The organism is Acinetobacter sp. (assembly GCF_041919735.1).
Taxonomy (GTDB): Bacteria; Pseudomonadota; Gammaproteobacteria; order Pseudomonadales; family Moraxellaceae; genus Acinetobacter.
Genome location: NZ_JAYRTF010000019.1, coordinates 1 through 18,275 on the forward strand (window position 1 = coordinate 1; position 18,275 = coordinate 18,275).

The 18,275-nt window shown below is 44.9% G+C and carries 16 protein-coding genes and 1 pseudogene; 7 read left to right on the forward strand and 10 right to left on the reverse strand.

Features of this window, described 5'->3' with window-relative positions; genetic code table 11:
- The 4 genes and pseudogenes from ACE3T3_RS11530 to ACE3T3_RS11545 form a co-directional block, all read right to left on the reverse strand.
- Window positions 1-82, reverse strand: a pseudogene (locus tag ACE3T3_RS11530) (F0F1 ATP synthase subunit C); the annotation flags it as partial.
- An 83-nt stretch (window positions 83-165) separates the two neighbouring features.
- Complete coding sequence (gene atpB, locus ACE3T3_RS11535; protein WP_374667073.1) at window positions 166-1,041, reverse strand: F0F1 ATP synthase subunit A; 876 nt, start codon at window positions 1,039-1,041, stop codon at window positions 166-168.
- Window positions 1,042-1,145: 104 nt separating this feature from the next.
- The gene (locus ACE3T3_RS11540; RefSeq protein ID WP_374667075.1) at window positions 1,146-1,544 is read right to left on the reverse strand and encodes an ATP synthase subunit I; all 399 of its coding nucleotides are present in this window, start codon (window positions 1,542-1,544) and stop codon (window positions 1,146-1,148) included.
- 170 nt (window positions 1,545-1,714) lie between these two features.
- The gene (locus tag ACE3T3_RS11545; RefSeq protein ID WP_374667077.1) at window positions 1,715-2,551 is read right to left on the reverse strand and encodes a metal ABC transporter solute-binding protein, Zn/Mn family; all 837 of its coding nucleotides are present in this window, start codon (window positions 2,549-2,551) and stop codon (window positions 1,715-1,717) included.
- 137 nt (window positions 2,552-2,688) lie between these two features.
- Between ACE3T3_RS11545 and ACE3T3_RS11550 the strand changes: the two genes are divergently transcribed.
- From ACE3T3_RS11550 to ACE3T3_RS11565, 4 genes are all read left to right on the forward strand, one after another.
- Window positions 2,689-3,183 (forward strand): transcriptional repressor, encoded by a 495-nt coding sequence (locus ACE3T3_RS11550; protein WP_374667079.1) that lies wholly within the window; start codon window positions 2,689-2,691, stop codon window positions 3,181-3,183.
- Window positions 3,159-3,947 (forward strand): zinc ABC transporter ATP-binding protein ZnuC, encoded by a 789-nt coding sequence (gene znuC, locus ACE3T3_RS11555; protein WP_374667168.1) that lies wholly within the window; start codon window positions 3,159-3,161, stop codon window positions 3,945-3,947. Before ACE3T3_RS11550 ends, znuC begins: the two co-directional genes overlap by 25 nt.
- 3 nt (window positions 3,948-3,950) lie before the next feature.
- Complete coding sequence (znuB, locus tag ACE3T3_RS11560) at window positions 3,951-4,751, forward strand: zinc ABC transporter permease subunit ZnuB (RefSeq protein ID WP_374667081.1); 801 nt, start codon at window positions 3,951-3,953, stop codon at window positions 4,749-4,751.
- 132 nt (window positions 4,752-4,883) lie between these two features.
- The gene (locus tag ACE3T3_RS11565; protein WP_374667083.1) at window positions 4,884-5,399 is read left to right on the forward strand and encodes a DinB family protein; all 516 of its coding nucleotides are present in this window, start codon (window positions 4,884-4,886) and stop codon (window positions 5,397-5,399) included.
- A gap of 362 nt (window positions 5,400-5,761) precedes the next feature.
- On the opposite strand, the gene ACE3T3_RS11570 is transcribed toward ACE3T3_RS11565, so the two are convergent.
- Window positions 5,762-6,382, reverse strand: coding sequence for a LysE family transporter (locus ACE3T3_RS11570; protein WP_374667085.1), 621 nt, complete (start codon window positions 6,380-6,382; stop codon window positions 5,762-5,764).
- A gap of 166 nt (window positions 6,383-6,548) precedes the next feature.
- Between ACE3T3_RS11570 and ACE3T3_RS11575 the strand changes: the two genes are divergently transcribed.
- On the forward strand, window positions 6,549-7,469 hold the full coding sequence (locus ACE3T3_RS11575) for a Dyp-type peroxidase (RefSeq protein WP_374667087.1): 921 nt from the start codon (window positions 6,549-6,551) through the stop codon (window positions 7,467-7,469).
- Window positions 7,470-7,520: 51 nt separating this feature from the next.
- Here the strand turns inward: ACE3T3_RS11575 and ACE3T3_RS11580 are convergent, their stop codons facing one another.
- From ACE3T3_RS11580 to ACE3T3_RS11595, 4 genes are read right to left on the reverse strand one after another with little or no spacing between them, the layout of a single operon-like run.
- Window positions 7,521-8,018: a hypothetical protein gene (locus ACE3T3_RS11580; protein WP_374667089.1), complete on the reverse strand. Its 498-nt coding sequence runs from the start codon at window positions 8,016-8,018 to the stop codon at window positions 7,521-7,523.
- 3 nt (window positions 8,019-8,021) lie between these two features.
- Window positions 8,022-10,418 (reverse strand): hypothetical protein, encoded by a 2,397-nt coding sequence (locus ACE3T3_RS11585; RefSeq protein WP_374667091.1) that lies wholly within the window; start codon window positions 10,416-10,418, stop codon window positions 8,022-8,024.
- Entirely contained in the window at window positions 10,418-10,903 is a 486-nt protein-coding gene (locus ACE3T3_RS11590; RefSeq protein WP_374667093.1) for a hypothetical protein, read from the reverse strand. Before ACE3T3_RS11590 ends, ACE3T3_RS11585 begins: the two co-directional genes overlap by 1 nt.
- Before the next feature lie 8 nt (window positions 10,904-10,911).
- A complete protein-coding gene (locus ACE3T3_RS11595; protein ID WP_374667094.1) occupies window positions 10,912-14,283 on the reverse strand; it encodes a type VI secretion system Vgr family protein in 3,372 nt (1,123 codons plus the stop codon).
- A 206-nt stretch (window positions 14,284-14,489) separates the two neighbouring features.
- Here ACE3T3_RS11595 and ACE3T3_RS11600 point away from each other — a divergent pair, with 206 nt between their 5' ends.
- Together ACE3T3_RS11600 and ACE3T3_RS11605 are read left to right on the forward strand one after the other, a co-directional pair.
- Window positions 14,490-15,644, forward strand: a complete 1,155-nt coding sequence (locus tag ACE3T3_RS11600; RefSeq protein ID WP_374667096.1) for a methionine aminotransferase — start codon at window positions 14,490-14,492, stop codon at window positions 15,642-15,644.
- 134 nt (window positions 15,645-15,778) lie between these two features.
- Window positions 15,779-17,146: an MATE family efflux transporter gene (locus ACE3T3_RS11605; RefSeq protein ID WP_374667098.1), complete on the forward strand. Its 1,368-nt coding sequence runs from the start codon at window positions 15,779-15,781 to the stop codon at window positions 17,144-17,146.
- Between the two features lie 152 nt (window positions 17,147-17,298).
- Here the strand turns inward: ACE3T3_RS11605 and ACE3T3_RS11610 are convergent, their stop codons facing one another.
- Window positions 17,299-18,129 carry an SDR family NAD(P)-dependent oxidoreductase gene (locus ACE3T3_RS11610; protein WP_374667100.1) on the reverse strand — a complete coding sequence of 277 codons (831 nt, stop codon included), beginning with the start codon at window positions 18,127-18,129 and terminating at the stop codon, window positions 17,299-17,301.
- Between the last annotated feature and the right edge of the window lie 146 nt (window positions 18,130-18,275).

Here is an 18,275-nt window from a genome sequence, read left to right on the forward strand (position 1 = left end):
CAAAACCAATCGCAGTACCTAAAGCACCAAAAGCGATCAAGATAGCAGATGCAATTGCAACTAGACCTAAAGTGAGTTCCATGATAATTCCTCAGAGGTTAGGTTTATACCAAATTAAATTAAAAAAATTATACCTAACCACCCGATGATAGTTAGGCAATACCATTAATGCTTTTCGCTTGCCATGCTTAGATAAACAATAGTCAGCATCATAAAGATAAATGCTTGCAGGGTGATAATCAAAATATGGAAAATCGCCCATGGCACTGACAATGCCCATTGGATCCAGAAGGGTAATAATGCAATAAGAATGAAGATCAATTCACCCGCATACATGTTACCGAACAGTCGTAGAGCCAAAGAGATTGGACGTGCAAGGAAAGTTACCAATTCCAAAAGCAAGTTAAATGGAATTAAAAGCGCTTTAGCAAATTTGTTACTTGGATTAAATGGGTTTAATGCCAATTCGCCCACAAAGCCACTCACACCTTTTTCACGAATACTGTAGAAAAGAATAAGAGCGAATACAGATAAAGACATCCCTAAAGTGACGTTTGGATCTGTTGTAGGTACAATTTTGAAATACACACTGTGAGGATCCATTCCAAATACATTGCTGCCGATAATTGCGGCAAGATGAGGAATAAAGTCAATTGGCATTAAATCCATTAAGTTCATGAGGAAAATCCACACGAAAATAGTGAGCGCCAATGGTGCAATCAAACGAGACTTCCCATGGAAAGTATCACGTACACTTGAGTCAACAAATTCGATAATCATTTCGATTGCAGACTGGAACTTGGTAGGAACACCAGCATTTGCAGCTTTCGCTACGCACCAGAACAGCAAACAGAAAATCAGACCAAGCCCGATTGACCAACCCATTGAATCCAAGTGAATAGCAGTGAACCCCATCTGTTGAGCCTCAGCACCACTTTCAGCTAACTTCCATGTACCGTCCGGCATTTTGCCATAGGTCATGTTAGTCAAGTGATGCTTGATGTACTCGGTCGAAGTAAGGGCATGTTCTTCAGCAGCCATAAATCACACCTGGTCAATGTCAAAAAACTAATGGAACTCACGAATATCGCGTGCTGCTTGATATCTCGTCAGCTCCTGAAAAAACTTTTCAATTTTTGCTGCGCTTAAATCCGCTTCTGCAGACGTGATGCCCAAAATGGAGCAACCCACGACATGGCCTGAACAAGGATAAAACCGCAAAACAATGCGGCCGGTGACAGCGGCTTTACATTGCTCAAAATTAAAATGAATCCAACAATCACTATTGCAAACTTGCCCATCATGCCACGATACATGTTGGACAGCACTTGTTTGGTGGCGCGGGCGCCTGCGGCTCGAAAAGACTGCCATGTAAAATAGCAGCTCGCCAGCCAGCAGACCAGTGCACCCAAGGCTGCACTTAATGCTGCAACAGAATCTTTCAAGACCCATCCAATCAAGGCTGAAACAGGAATCATTAATGCTTGCAAGATGATCAAAGCTTTCGCTAATCGTCGATCAATCAAGCGACTAGTTCGGCTCATTTTTATACACTCACAGCAATTATGCTTGACAAGTTTAGCTGATGATTATTTTTAATCGCAGGCATTATAGAGTTACCCCCCTGAACATGCAATCTTTTCCCGACCTAAGTCTGGTTTTTTTGCATGTTTGGATTGCGCTTAAACTAAACAATAGTTGAGTATTTTTTGCATTATTTCCGTGCGTTTAGCACACAGCTGCGGCTTTGTTCCGCCAAAGTTTTCCAGGCATGGATAAAACTGGTCTCTGCATTCATGCTTTCATCCACGGGCTGAAACACGATGGGACTGAGCTTTTGGTATTGATTTTGACTGGCCTGCCCTTCCGCCAAAAGGCACATTTTGGCTTTTGGACGGCTGTCCTGCAGGTATTTGATTTGCGCGATGGTCGGCGCAATATGCGGATCATCGGTCAATGCGCCGGCAAACTTCAAATTGACGGAACGCTCTAAATATTGATAAGCGTCATGATAGGCCCAATACGGCTGCGCGCTGTTGCTGCTGATGCGGTAAGAAGCCATCAGCATATTATGCGCAAAGGCTTTGGCGTTGGCCCAGTACTGCTCGCGGTGCTGCGGCATCTGCTGCGAACGCAGCGCGGCGATAAAAAAGCCGATGCGCACCGCATTATTCGGTTCCAGCCAGACATGCGTATCAACTGTATTGGCGATGGCCTGCCCGCGGGTATTGCGCAGCGGCAGCGTGCTCAAAATGCCTGAATCCAAAAGCGCGACACTTTTGGGGCTGCCGGCCAGCATTTTTTCCAGCGGCGCTTCATGCGCTTTGCCGATCCATATCACCAGATTGGCATCCTGCACAATTTTGCGGTGCATGGGCGTCAGGCTGACATCATGCCCGGATTGATTCTTTAATAATAAGGTCGGCGTCTCCACGCCCTTGGTCACTTCCTGTGCAATAAGATAGATCGGATGTGTAGACACCACCAATCCTTGCGCCCAGCTCATTGAACTGAACAATGCAAAAGCGTAGAAGGCCAAGATACGGGACATGGAAAAATCACTACAGAATGGGATAGTGTTATAATATAACAAATTCTCAAAAATACCTATGCCTGATCGAATCTTGCCGCGCTTCATGCTAAGATTTAAAGTCTTTTTCTTTTAAAGTTTCGCACTTGAGGTTAATCATGAGCTCTTGTTCGCACGAACATCATAATGCATTGCATGGCGTGCACGACCACCCGAACGTGGCGCAGCGGCTTGCAGAAGCGGAAAGCATGTGTTCGGCAACGGGCGCGCGCCTCACCCCTTTGCGCAAGGAAGTGCTGGAACTGATTTTAAATGCGGACGGCCCGATGGGCGCCTATGATCTGCTGGCCAAAATCAAAAGCGGTTCTGACCGTCCGGCTGCGCCGCCGACCGTTTACCGTACATTGGACTTTTTGCTGGAAAAAGGCCTGATTCACCGCCTGACCTCAATCAATGCCTATATCCCCTGCTGCCACCCGCGCGAAGGCCATCAGGCGGCATTTTTGATTTGCACCGAATGCAAAGCGGTAAAAGAAGCATCCGCTCAAGGCCTGCTGCAGCAGCTGGATGAATTGTCTGCATCGGATGGATTTACTGCGCATCACAGCATTATTGAAATTTCAGGAATCTGTCAGCAGTGCAGCCAACACTAAACCCAGCGCCTTTGATTGCGCTGAAAAATATTCATGTGCGCATTGATGAGCGCGATATTTTAAAGAATGTCGACTTCAGCCTGCACGAACGCGAAATTGTGACCTTAATTGGCCCCAATGGCGCGGGCAAATCCACGCTGATTAAAGTCCTGCTGGGCATTCTGAAGCCGCAATCAGGCCAAGTCAGCAGCGCAAAAAATCTTAAATTTTCCTATGTGCCGCAAAAGTTCAATCCTTCGCACAGCCTGCCTTTGCGGGTCAGCGATTTATTGGCTTTAGAAAAATGCGGGGCTGCTATAAAGGAAGAGATTATCCGCGACACCGGCATCGCCAAGCTGCAAAGCGCCAAAGTGCAGCAGCTGTCCGGCGGTGAACGGCAGCGGGTGCTGATCGCCCGCGCGCTGCTGCGCCAGCCGGATGTGCTGGTTTTAGATGAGCCGATGCAAGGTCTGGATATTCAGTCGGAAGCTGAACTATATGATTATGTGCGCAGTCTGCCGGAAAAATACGGCTGCGCGGTGCTGATGGTGTCGCATGATTTGCAATGGGTAATGCAGGGCACGCACCGCGTGGTCTGCCTGAATAAGCATATCTGCTGCAGCGGCCTGCCGGAAAATGTGCAGCAGCATCCTGAATATCAAGCGATCTTCGGCACCAACCGCGTATTCTATCAGCATCATCACGATCATTGCGGGCATGGCGATTCCGCCACTCCTTGCCAGCATGATCCGCGCCCGCACATTCACCCCGAACCGGAAGCCTGAGCCATGATGGAATGGTTACAACTGCTCTTGCCAGCATGGATTATGGGCACCCTTTTGGTGTTCCTGACTGCGCCGCTGGGCTGCCTGATGCTGTGGCGCCGCATGTCTTTTTTTGCCGACACCATGGCGCACGGCACTTTGCTTGGCGTGGCCATTGCCGGCGCGCTGAGCCTGCCTTTATGGATGGGCGTGACCTTGCTGGCCATCCTGCTGGTCGGCATTTTATGGATTCTGCACGATCCGCGCCTACCGAATGACGCGCTGCTGGCGCTGTGTTCCGCTACGCTGCTGTGTGCAGGCCTATTGCTGATTCAGCATTTGCCTGCGCTGCGCCCTGAATTGCTCAGCTATTTATTTGGCGACCTGCTGACGATTTCCTGGAGCGATTTGCCGGTATTTACCGCAGTCATTATTGGCGCCTTGGCTGTGCTGTATAAGCATTGGCAGGCGCAGATTCAAATCGCCATTGATCCGGATATTGCGGTCAGTGAAGGCATCAACGCCAAATGGCAGCGCCTGATTTTCATGCTGCTGCTGGCAACCTTTACTGTGCTGGCGCTACGCGCGGTCGGTTCTTTGCTGATGGGCGCGTTATTGGTGATTCCGGCTTTAACTGCGCGCCTGATGGCCAATTCGCCTAAACAGATGGTCATTTGGGCCTTTGCCTTTGCGCAAATCGGCATTACGGTTGGGCTATGGTCCAGCGCCGGGTTGAATGTCTCGACCGGTTTAAGCATTGTGCTGACCATGGCGATTCTATTTGCCATCATTTTTGCGGTGCAGAAATTTAAAAAAATGGCCTAACCCAGCTCAGCATTCAAGATGCGAATCAAAATATTAAAAATACTCAACTGCCTTCGGGCAGTTTTTTTGATGATGTTTTTTAGTTCATGCTCTGCTATATGTGAAAGATCTGTATTACAAAAAAGTTTGAAGATGGAACTGGATCATTTCATATTGATGGCCCGCTACAACAGCTGGGCCACTCAGCGTTTAAAACTGATTTTAGATCAAGTGTCGGATGAAGACTTTCATAAAGATCAGGGATTGTTTTTTAAAAGTATTTTTGGCACCCTCAATCATTTGCTGCTGGGTGAGCATTGCTTATGGTTTTCCCGTTTCAGCCGAGGCCATTCGCCGCAAATCGCCCTGAACAGCATCATTGAACAGGACCGTTATGCGCTGACCCAAACGCTGCTGGAAAAGTCTTTTCATTGGCAGGACTATCTGCAAAATCTTGATCCTGCACGGCTGGGCGGACTCTTTCATTACCAGACATCTACCGGTCAAAACATTGCTGTTCCCTTTGCCGGCACCTTGCTGCATGTGTTTAATCACGGTACGCATCACCGCGGGCAAATGAGCGCGGCCTTGACCGCAATGGGCTACGATTGCCCTGAACTGGATTTGATTTATATGCTCTTAGAGCAAACAGAAAGCTATCCAAAATAATGAATTGACTGATTTAAAGGCTATTTTTTAATTTATAGAACCGAAACTCTGGATTAAATAGCCCAATTAAAAATACGATTGAAAATGCGATCCAAAAGAACCATGCCATCATAATAATTTGGTCTTTCGTCCACTCTTCAGATTGGGAGGCGCTAAAGAAAAACCATGTTTTCCAGCCCTGAATATACGACGCACCGCCCCACGATATAATCCATTTTGTCACGATGCAATCTAAGACATAAATCAAAATCCATAACGCTGTAGACATTGTTTTTTCTACTTATTTTATTAACTATATCTCAAACATATCAGATCAGCCAATAAGATAACAATACATCATTATTAAAGCTAATTCGTATGAATCACTGATGCACCAAACTGAGCAGGCTGGCCGCGCAGGCAAACAGCACAGCAAAAGTCCGGTTCATGTATTTTTGCTGCTTCGGCGATTTCAATAACCGCAGCACTTTGGCCGCCAGTCCGGTATAGCCCGCCATCACAATCAGATCAATGGTGATCATGGTCGCCGCCATCACAACATATTGAATCACTTGCGGCTTGGACAAATCCAAAAACTGCGGCAAAACCGCCAGTAAAAACACAATGGCCTTGGGATTGCTCATGTTGACCAAAAATCCATTCAGCACCAGTTTGCCGCGTGATTTATTCGGCAGTTCCTGCTGAATATCAATGGATTGCGCCGGCGCCATCCACTGCAGATAAGCCAAGTACAGCAAATAGCACACACCGAACCATTTCACCGCTAAAAATGCCCAAGGGGTGGTGGCAAACAGCACCCCTGCCCCAGCCGCCACAATGCCGATCTGCACCAAAAGTGCCAGCTGCAGCCCTAAAGCATTCCAATAACCGCGTTTAAAACCGTAATTCAGGCCGCTCGACATCGACGCAATCGCGCCCGCCCCAGGAGAAACACTGATCACCCAGCATGCCAGCATATAGGCCAGCCAAATTTGGAAGGACATATCAAAGGATATCTTGCAAATAGAAGCGCAATTATATGACATTTACTGTTTTTTAGGCGCACGAAAGCGATGCGGATTTAAATGCGTTTCTGGGCTACCCACTGTACAGCCATTAAGGCACAATAGAGAAAACCACGCAGAAAATATCAAAATTTAGGAGCCATGAATGACAGCCCAATCTGTAATTTTGCCATTACCTTCAGATCATGCGCGTTTTATTGTCCTTCGTTTAAAAGATTTAAGCATTGAAGAACTGAAAGAAAAACTTGGGGATTTATTGAATACCCGCGACCGCTTAATGACCCAGCATCCGCATGCAGACATTAAAACAGCTGTGGCATTTGGCCCTGAGCTATGGGCCAAGCTGCATGCTGAAGCGCCTGCAGGTTTTAAACAGCTGGCGCCGATTGCGGGATCTTTTCAAATGCCTGTGGTTCCGGCTGATGTGCTGATTCACATTGCCGCACAGCGTACAGACATCTGTTTTGCGCTCAGCCAGTCTTTTTTTGACGGCATTCAAGATAAAGTCGAGGTTTTAGATGAGCGTGTCTGCTTCCGCAATTTTGATGGGCGCGATCTGACTGGCTTTATTGACGGCACTGAAAATCCGCAATTTTCTGATGACCGTGCTGAAACGGCATTGCTGAGTGAAGATGCTGGCGATTTTGCTGATGGTTCTTTTGTGTTTGCACAGCGCTATGCGCACAATTTAGAAAAATGGAAAAAGCTGAAAGTCGATGCGCAGGAACATGTGATTGGCCGCACCAAGCTGGAATCGATTGAGCTGGATGAGGCTGAACAGCCTGAAAACTCACATGTATCACGGACTGTGGTGGAAGATGATGAAGGTGAAGAGTTAGCAATCTTGCGGCATTCATTGCCTTATGGTGATGGCCGCGGCGACCAGGGCTTGTTTTTTATTGCCTACACCAATAATTTAAACATTATCGACAGCATGTTATTGCGTATGTTCGGCACCAGCGGTGACGGCATTCATGACCGCTTGCTGCACTTTGTCACGCCGATGGATGGCGCGTATTACTTTGCACCGAGTGAAGAGCTGTTGGAAGAAGTGCTGGAAGGTTAGATAAATAAAGCCGACGAGAGTCGGCTTTGATTAAATTCAACAAATTTATACTTATGAGCATCCCTCTTGATATTGCAATTTATCAAGTAAACCATAAGTAACTTCAATTACCTTGTCATCAACCACATAAAATTTAACGCCGTGGTACTGATCTAAATTATTTTGTAAATAATAAGTGTTTTCATCATATTCATTTTTTATCAATTTCAAGTTACTAATTTTTGATTTTAATTCCAATGAATTCATTCCTAAAAACACGGAATCTGAATACGTAGCTGTAGAAATCTTATTATCAAAAACCAAATAATCGATATTTCTTTTTTTATTTTCAGCATACATACAATTATCGATAACATCAGTATTTTCTACTTGACTAATTTCACCATTTTTGGAAAGCACTTTAAAATCACTTCCGATGTCCATCCCTGCAAACTCAGATAAAATTTTTTTATTTGGTTCATCATTATCACTACTAGGCAACTCTACTAAGTCTTTAGTATTACATGCAGATAAAATTAAAATTAAAGGAAAAATAATTGACTTTAACATACATTATATATCCTGAATTTTAGGTACACATGTACCTATATGTAAATGGTGATAATGATTTTTAGCATAACTTGTACCTGCAATTTTAGGTTTTTTGGTATATCCATCCTGTGTATAAAATGCAGTAAAACCAAATTTTTTAAATTCTTGAACTAACTTTATATTTCTCTGATCATCATAATTATCGTTTTGAGTCCAAATTGCATTAGCTATATGTGCATTATTTTTGCCTAGATATCTAAAGTCACAAGCTTCTCCATTTCTGTGCGTTACACTTGGTGCTTGAGAACTTCCATCGAGCAAACTAGCACCTGAACTAGGATACTCTTCATAACCCAAATTCATGAAAGTACCCAAAATCGCTGCCATAGATACCCCATTTAAATAAAACCTTATATTTCCTCCTGTTATGAACCATTTATAACCTAAGCCACCCTCTTTATATGATCCGTGTTTTGTAAAATCGATTAAGTAACTATATCCTGAAATAATCTCATTACCTGATTTACGCATAGGAGCTTTTACAAACTTTGATTTACCTAAATTATGTGCCTTACCATTGGCCTCATAATATATAAACTCAGCATAACCAGTTGCGGCTCTGTTTTCTCTTTTAATCTTCCCATCATAGTAAATATGATAACGTGTTGTATCACTTGTAGGTGGAGACTGATTGCTAGCAGTTGTTAATGGCTGACCACCATTTTCGGTGTATGTATTATCTTGAATAGGCTGATTTCTTTCTGACTCTAATTTTGCTTTTTCAGCCTGTTCTTTTGCCTTTTTTTCCTGAGCATCTTGTTGCTTCTTTTGCTGCATTTGGTCAGATTTTTTCTTAAGTTCATCTGCTTCCTTACGCTTTTGATCGGCAATTTCATACAACTTTGAAGCTTTTACAAATCCTTCATTAACTTTAAAATATCTAATTGGTATTCCTTTCAAAACACGAAGCTTCTCCAACTCTTTATTTTTTACACCAAAGCCAAAAACAAACCCCAGAAGCATTTTTACACTAACATCTCCATTACTATCTGTTCTTTTCGCAATTTGCTTATTTCTATAGAAAATACTTACTAGGGTATTTATTACATTTTTATTATTTTCTTTAACATTGATTTTAAAAGAACATACGGGTAATTTAATTTTAATAGTCTGATTAGATAAAGACTGTTCAACTTTAAAATGATGTATTTTTTGAGGTTGACCAGCTCCAGATACTGTAACCTCGATATCTTCACCTACTTCAGCCACTATCCCTTTTTTAGTCCCTGACGAATCAGCTGTATGCTTTTTTATACTCCCTTTATAAGTTAAATAAAAACCCATATTAGAAATAGCTTTCCTTGTATCCTCTTCTATAATTTGAACATTAAAACTCACATCTTTTGTATTACCAGCAATTACCTCTTTTTTTTCTTCAAATGAATTCTGCTCATTTCTTACTTCTTGAGGAGTCTTATCTGATTGAGGTTTTGGCTGAGGAGTACTATTTTGCTCTAACACAACTGGTACAGATATTTCTTTTGTTAATTTAATTGTATAGCTTTCTATCCTATCTTTTTGCTGTGTAATCTCTAATTTCTTACCATCAACGATTACTTTAATTTTAGTATTTGGATGTCTAACAATAACCGGAACTTTCCCTTCATTGTTTGTCTTATAATCATTCGAAATTTTTCCGATTTTACTGTAATATTTACCTTCTTTATATTCCGACTCAACTATAACTTTTTTACCTGAAACAGGATTACCACTCTCATCTATTACATTAATATATACTTTACGATTACAGCAACTTTCCAAATCGTAATGTGCGAATAAGGATATATATTCACCAACTTGCGTACCAAAAGCATCTGTACTATTACCTAAACCTTGAACAAATTCTAGAACATATTTAGGTCCTTTTAAATGTGCTCCTGCTATACAGCCAGATTCAGTTATTTCAACACCACCAACCCTAACACCATAAAATTCATTTAAATTTTGACTATTTAGTCTATTACACAAAGTATTAATCCATTTATTAAAAGCCTTTATTTGAATAGTTCTATCTTTTAAAAAAATACTTTTTGAGGTAACGCCATCTAACCCCGTCCAAGTACCATTCCAATCATTGACTTGTAGGGATTTTTGAAAATCACTTGACGATTTACCATTAAATTCAAAAGGCGGCTTAAAATAACCCAAATCATATAGTGCACTTTCACCAAATTGAAAATAGCCTATAAATCCATACCCAGCAGTTTTACCGTTATGAACATTTCTAGCTTGTAAATTTGGTCTAACTGAATCAGACAATGAGAGATTTGATGACGATTCTCTACGGGAAATAGCATATATATATGCTAGTCGATCTTCTCCAAAAGAAGGTCCATTTTCAAGCGAAACAAAACTCATTATAGCCCCTTAGATTCAAAATCAATTTTTTTAAATAACATTAATATTTTATTTTTGTTATTTTCATTTATACTTTTTGAAAAAATAATCATATTTTCATTAAAATCAAAGCTTCTATCTTTCTTTAAATTAAACATAACACTTCCTAAATTGTTAATGTCATCAATAAAGACATAGAACTCTAAAGGCTTGTTTTTATTTATAAACGAGATAAGCAGAATGTTTTCCTTTGAGTTTTTGATATTCCAACATTCATAAGGGATATGCATCCAATCTCCAGACCCAAGATCTATCTTATTTACTTTTAAAATACGATTTATTGAACTTTTTAAATCTTTTCGCTGAAAATTACATTTATCTGATTCAATATAGTTGAAGCTAACTTTTTCACCATCCAATATTTCATAAGGATATGATTTCAATATCTCCGCATGGGTAAAAGGCATTAGACACATAAACAACATAAAAAGGATTTTATTTTTCATAAAACTTCTCACAATCCAAAACTTTTAAAATCAGCTTCTAAATCACTATCATCATATAATTCTTCCGTGTTGTTGTGATGATGATTATCATCACAACAACAGCAATCCTCACTAGAATCTTGATTTTTTGTGCTGTTCAAGTCATTTTTAATGACAAAAAGCTCATCATGATTCTGACTATCATGTCCTAGAATAATTACTTCAACATTATCAGCACTATCGCTGAAAAAGCGTTGAGTACGACCGAACTCGTCTAAAAACCCATTAAATTCAGTTTTTTTGGCATGATTTATAAATTTAAATTTAATTTTTTGATTTAGTTGATCTTCATCAAATAGTTCACCAAAATCAAATCTTCGGCTAAATATTCCACTCTCAGGCATCTTAGGTAGTTGAGCATTCACAATCGCTCCTGCCACAAAACTATGCTGCCCCGCCTTACTCTCAAACTTACCGCCTGTTGTGGTAAAAATACCGTCCCCATTAATTTTCAGCTGAGAACCGCCAGCCGTCAGCACAATCTCTTTCGCACTAGTTAACTCAATCTTATCTTCCGTAGAAATCAGCTTAATCACTTTTTTCGCAATAATTTCAACCAAATCATCCTGAGCCTGAACTTTCAAAGGTCCTTTTGCTGCATAAGCACTCAAACCTTTTTGGGCAGCGAACAAACTGACCTTATCCTGTGCATGCGCCACTATATTTTTCTGTGCACTTAAATTAATTGATCCCCCTGAACTTTCTGCAATATCTTGCGAAGCTTGTAAAATGATGTCTTCAGGTGTGGTTAAAGCAATGCCGCTAGGCGATGCCAGCAGCAGCAGCGCCTGCCTGAACAGCTTGCCCTGTTCCTGCTGCTGCGGGTTGCTGGAACTTTCTAAATTTTGCGCATAACCTTCCATAAAGCCTTTCACATGTTCCAAAGCTCGGGTTGGCGTGAAAATCTCCGGCTTGCCGAAACCGCCGCCGATCATCATGTCTTCAGGCTTGATTTTAATTTCTTCGACCAGCTTGCCGATGTCTTTCAATGTTTTCAGCGGATCGCTTTTCAGCTGGCTTTTTAAATTACTGACTCGCGCCTGCAGCTGGTCAGAACCATAGTCTTCAAGGTTTTGAATCACCTCTTTCAAATTATCAAAAGCATCTTCAGCATCATCAAAATAAGATTTAAATTGCTGCAACGTACCTTTTGCATCATTGGTAATTGATCCAAGGTCTTGAATAAAACCCTTACAATTTTTTAGCGCCGCTAAAGGATCTGCACACAAATTCTCCTTAAATAGGCTCAGCGTCGTCATCACCGCCTGTGAGGTATTTTTAATTTCTAGGGACTGAATCAGCTTGGGCAAGCGCTCAATCACATTCAGCGCATCAGCCTGCTGCTTTACAGCAATGCTGCTAAGCATTTTCATGCGCTCATGGCCTTGATTCAGTAAGGATTGTGCTTCTGCTGCCGCTAAATGATCTGCAACGGCATTTTCCTGCGCATAGGTACTAATTAATAAGCCTTTTCCAGCCCGCATTGCACCCCAAGCATCAGTTCGCAACTCAAACCCCTCACCGCGCCCATTGCTTTGTTCTTTATCTTTCGGATGGCTGAGATTGCCTAAATTCAATTGCGTCGCCGCATGGCTGCTTTGCAGCTGGGTGCTGATCTGCCCCGAAGTATCATCAAAGCGCAGCTGGTTAAAGCCGCTGCCGCCGACTTCCTGCGAACGGATGCCGCTAAGCTTTTTGGTGTCCGGCAGCTGGCCTTTGACATCAAACATGGTTTGATAGCGTTCAGCCTCATGAATGCGCCCCACCACAAATGGCCGGTCGACATCCCCTTCAAAAAAGTCAATGACGACAATTTCACCGATGCGCGGATGAAAGCGTGCGCCATAGCCTTCACCGGCCCAAGGCGTCAGCACATCCACCCACGCCGAATCGGCATCGCTGTCATTGCTGCCGGCGCCGCCATCATGCTGATGGTCATCACTGCGGGTAAAGCTGAAACGGACTTTAATCCGCCCCCAAGCATCGACATGAATGCTTTCGCCTTCCGGACCCACCACTTTCGCCCGCTGCGGATACGCCATGGGCCTGTGCTGCAACGGATCATATTCAGGCACAACGCCAATGCTGCGGCGCATCAGCTGCAGTTCATTGGCTTGACGCTCATCACCTAAGGATGACCAGCGGCTGGCGCCGAGCAGCGCTTCCAGCTGCATCAAAATATCTTTGGGCAGATTGTTCTGGTTATAAAAGGCTTTACCCAAAATTAAAAATTCACGGTCTGGCCCGCTGTGCTGATCAATTTCAGGATGATCAGTCAGCTGAAACCAATAGCCGACTTGCGCATCGCGCACACTGCTGATGGCGGTAAAGGATTTGGCCTGCAGAATTTGATATTGATTCAGCTGCTGATTCAGCTGCTGCAGCTGATCAGCGCCGGAAGCGGCGACTTGATCATCGCCGTTCAAGTCGCCGGTCCATGCAGGACTGATCGACCAGACTTGCTCCAGACTGAGGCTTTCATTGTCCTGCTGTTCACTGTGCACATGCGTGCTGAGCAGCGGACTGGATTGATCCTGCGCCAGGCTTTGCGCCTGCCAGCGCTGGGTTTGAATGGCGGTGGACTGCAGCTGGCGCTGCCCGATCAAACTGGTGATGGTATCGAAATGTTCTGCCGCATGGCTGCGGTGAAAGCGGATCGAGCCGCGGCCGAACGCAGCAAAAGCCTGATTGCTGTCAATTAAGCGCAATTGCTGCGCCTGCATCGGCACGGCGGATGCCGCTACAGTCAGCTCAGCTTCATCAATCAGCCAATTGATGCCTTCACTGCGCCACAGCCGGGTTAAAAAGTCATAATCGCTTTCATTGGCCTGCATCACAAACGGACGCACCGCATAATCGCGGCTGAGACCCTCTAAATTCAGGCTCAAGCTGGACGCAAACAGCGCGCTTTTTTGCTGCCATTCACTGAACAGCACCTCGGTTATGCCGCGCACGCTTTTATTCATAAATACGCGGCTGTTGCGGCGTTTATGCCAAAGCGCTGAAGCATCTTCAATCACCAGCTTATACACCGTCAGCGCGCCGTCACTTTGCCCTTGGCTGGCGCCGGTGATCACACCCGTCATGCGCTGCAGCTGGCCTAAATCGGTCACTTGATCAATCGCCGCCCGTCCGCCGATAAACTGTTTTAAAGGAATATGCGCATGGGTGGACAGGCAGATCAGTTCGGCGCGCAGGCCCTGATTGATGCGGTGCTCACCTTCCATGCGCTGCAGAAAGATTTGGCTGTTGAGGTGTTCATTTGAAAAATGGATATGCAGCGCGCGCTTTTGCACACTGAGGCCAAAATTCTCAATTAAGGAATAAATATTTTTTAGCATCTTTTATTTTTTTAATACATTTATTTTATTTGTGAGCGCATTCTAAAAAATGCTGTTTTTTTAGTCCAGTCTTTTTTTGCTGCTGCATGCAATTTAATCCGATCTGCGGTACGCTCAAAGCATAAAATAATCAGCCGATTTGAACTTTCCGCGGCCGGATCAGGCTGTTACACTGCAGTTTATCTCCATATTTTAATTATCAAAACATGCTCCAGATTGAATCCAAACTTCCTGCGCAAGGCGTGACGATTTTCAGTGTCATGAGCGCTATGGCGCAGCGCCTGAATGCGCTGAACCTGTCGCAAGGCTTTCCTGATTTTCCGGCACCGCCTGCATTGCTGGACGCCTTAGCCAAAGCCGCACAGGATGGATTCAATCAGTACGCGCCGGGCGACGGCCTGCTGAGTCTGCGTGAGCAGCTGGCGCAAATGTTCCTGCAGCGTGACCAGCTGCAGATTGATCCAATAACAGAAATCACTATTACTCCAGGCGCAACCATTGGCATTTTCAGCGCCATACAGGCCATGGTGCATGCAGGCGATGAAGTGATTATTTTTGATCCGAGTTATGACAGCTATGCGCCCAGCGTGAAGCTGGCGGGCGGCGTTCCCGTTCATATCAACCTGCAGGCCCCCGGTTTTCAGGTGGATTGGAATGCGGTCAAAGATGCCATCAACAGCAAAACCCGCATGATCATTGTCAATACCCCGCATAATCCTTCGGGCGCGATTTGGTCCAAGCAAGATTGGCTGCAGCTGATTGAACTGATTCAAGAAAGCAATATTGCGGTATTGTCCGATGAAGTGTATGAACATCTGATATATGACAGCCAGCGCCATTATTCCGCGCTGTCTTTTCCAGCGCTGCGTGAACGCAGTTTCGTGGTCGGCTCATTCGGCAAAACTTTTCATGTGACTGGCTGGAAAACCGGCTACTGTGTTGCTGCGCCAGCGTTAATGACCGGGTTCCGCCAAGTCTATCAATTCACCAATTTCTGCGGCGTCACTCCAGTGCAGATGGCTTTGGCGGATTTTATGGCTGCGCACCCGGAACATATTGCCGAGCTGCCGCATTTTTATCAGGCCAAACGTGATCTGTTCAATGCCGGCATTCAACACTCGCGCTTTGAGTTTACCGCTTCGCCCGGCACCTACTTTCAAAATCTGGATTACAGCGCCATCCGCCCTGATTTGGATGACAGCGCCATGTGCCAATATCTGGCGGAGCAGCACGGCATTGTGGCCATTCCTGTATCTGTGTTTTATCAAAAACCGCCTGAAGATTTGCGTTTAATCCGTTTCTGCTTTGCCAAAAAAAATGAAACCCTGCGCCGTGCCGGTGAAATTCTGTCGCAGGTTTAAGGCCCGATTTTAGCTTCATTTTTTCTGCTTAATTTCGAGCCTGAATTACTTTAGAACTAAGGCTTTTTTAAGCATTTCCTGCTAATGTCAGCATTATTCAATACACCTCATAAGAACACGGTATAAGATTTGATATGACTGAGCACCAGCCGCTTGACGGTCAGCAAACCCTCTGGAAATCTTTTTTGATTTTTCTGGTTCCGCTGATTGCCACCAACATCCTGCAGAATTTGTCCGGCACAGTGAATACTGTTTTTGTCGGCCAAATGCTGGGCGTGCATGCGATTGCGGCTGTCTCGGTCTTCTTTCCCATTCTGTTCTGCCTCATGGCTTTTGTGATCGGCCTTTCTGCTGGCGCAACCGTCTTGGTCGGACAGGCTTGGGGCGCAAAAAATATTGAAAAGGTGCAAAGCGTGGTGGGCACCACCCTGTTTATGACGCTGATCGGCGGCAGCCTGATCGCCTTTTTGGGCGTCATTTTTGCCAAATATATTCTGCTGGCGCTGGGCACCAATTCCGAAGTCATGCATTTATCATTGCCTTATGTGCAGTGGATGCTGGCCGGAAGCCCGCTGCTGTTTATCTATATTATTTACACCTCTATTTTGCGCGGTGTCGGCGACAGCACCACGCCGCTGATCACATCCTGCATGACCATCGGCGCAGGCCTGATCATCACCCCCGTGCTGATCGCCGGCAAATTCGGCTTCCCGCATATGGGCATTATTGGGCCAGCCATTGCGACCACTGTCGGCTTTAGCATTGCACTGATTTTTTTATATTTTTATTTAAATCATAAAAACCACCCGCTGCGTCTGGATGCCGGTCTAATCCGCCATATCCGCTATCAGCCTGAACTGGTGAAGATTATTTTGCGCCTCGGCGTGCCGACCGGCATTCAGATGATCACCACATCGGTTGCAGGCCTGGTGATTGTCGGCTTGGTCAACCGATACGGCGCAGATGCGACAGCAGCTTATGGTGCGGTCAATCAGGTTCTGAATTACATTCAATTCCCTGCGCTTTCGATCGCTATCGCCGCGTCTATTTTTGCGGCTCAAGCCATTGGCGCAGGCAAGTCAGACTTGCTGCACAAGGTCAATCATACCGCGCTGATCATGAATGTCCTCTTTACCGGCACCCTGGTGATTCTGGCTTATCTGTTTTCTAAATATTTAATGGCGCTGTTTATTACCGACCCGCAGGTGGTGGTTTTGGGTCAGGAACTGCTGTTTATTGTGCTGTGGTCCATTCTGTTTTTTGGCGCCAGCGCGATTTTTGCGTCAATTATGCGCGCCAGCGGAACGGTGACGGTGCCGATGATCATCAACATTGTGGCGATTCTGCTGATTGAAGTGCCTTGCGCCTACCTGTTCAGTCAATGGTGGGGACTGAAAGGCATCTGGTACGGCTATGCGCTGGCCTTTGTCTGCCTCTGCCTGATGCAAGGGCTGTATTATCATTTGGTCTGGAAAAAGAAAACCATCGAATCGCTGGTCTAAGAGGCTGTATTTCAACCGCGCTGAAGCCTGTTCATATCAGGCAGATGGATGGCGGCGTTTGCCTCCCTGCAGGAAAAACCCTGCCACGGCTTTTATTCCCGCAGGCGTAAAAAACCTGCAATGCGCAGGTTTTTCCATCAAAGCCTTTCAGCTTATTGACCAAACTTGGTCGCCATCGCAGTCAGCTTCTGATAGCCAGTCGGCAATAGACGCTGAATAAAATCAATGGCTTTCGCATCATTACCGATCAATAAGCGGCGCTTGTCTTTTTGCACTGCTTCAATAATCTGACGCGCCGCTTCTTCCGGCGGACAGCGCAGGAATTTATTAAAGGACTGCGCTGATTTTTGCGGATTCATGCCTAAGCTTTTCAGGCTGTCATTCATTTTCGCCGCATTGGCGATATTGGTGCGGATGCCGCCCGGATGCACGCACAGCGCGCTCACGCCGCAGTTTTCGATATCCAGTTCCTGGCGCAATGATTCAGTAAAGCCGCGCACGGCAAACTTGGTCGCATTGTAGGCCGACTGCGTTGGCTGAGCCGTCAGGCCAAACAGGCTGGAAATATTGATAATATGGCCTTCACCGGACTTTTTGATCAAAGGCAAAAACTCTTTGGTGCCGTAGACCACGCCCCAAAAATTAATATTCACAATCCATTCCAGCTCTTCGTAGCTGGCGCCTTCCACGGTCGAGCCCAAAGCCACGCCGGCATTGTTGAAAATCATATTGACTGAGCCATGATTCTGCACCGTCTCCTGCGCCCAAGCGCGGACTTCTTCCAGATTGGCCACGTTGACTTTTTTGGTGGTGACACGCACGTTGCTGTCTTTCACCAGCTCTGCCGTGTTTGCCAAACCCTGTTCATTCACATCGCTTAAAGATAAGTGGCAGCCCTGCTTCGCCAGCAGCACCGCCAATTGCTGTCCGATACCCGAACCCGCACCCGTAATTGCAGCGACTTTATTTTTAAAATTTTTCATTCTGTTTCCTTTGCTTAAACGGTTCTGAGCCTGATCCGGTTTCAGCGCGGCGCAGGCTGAATTGCCCGATGCCCGCATGGACGTCTCATGCATTCAATATAGTTTTGACAATTTATATTGTCAATATCATCTCAGGACGCGCTGGC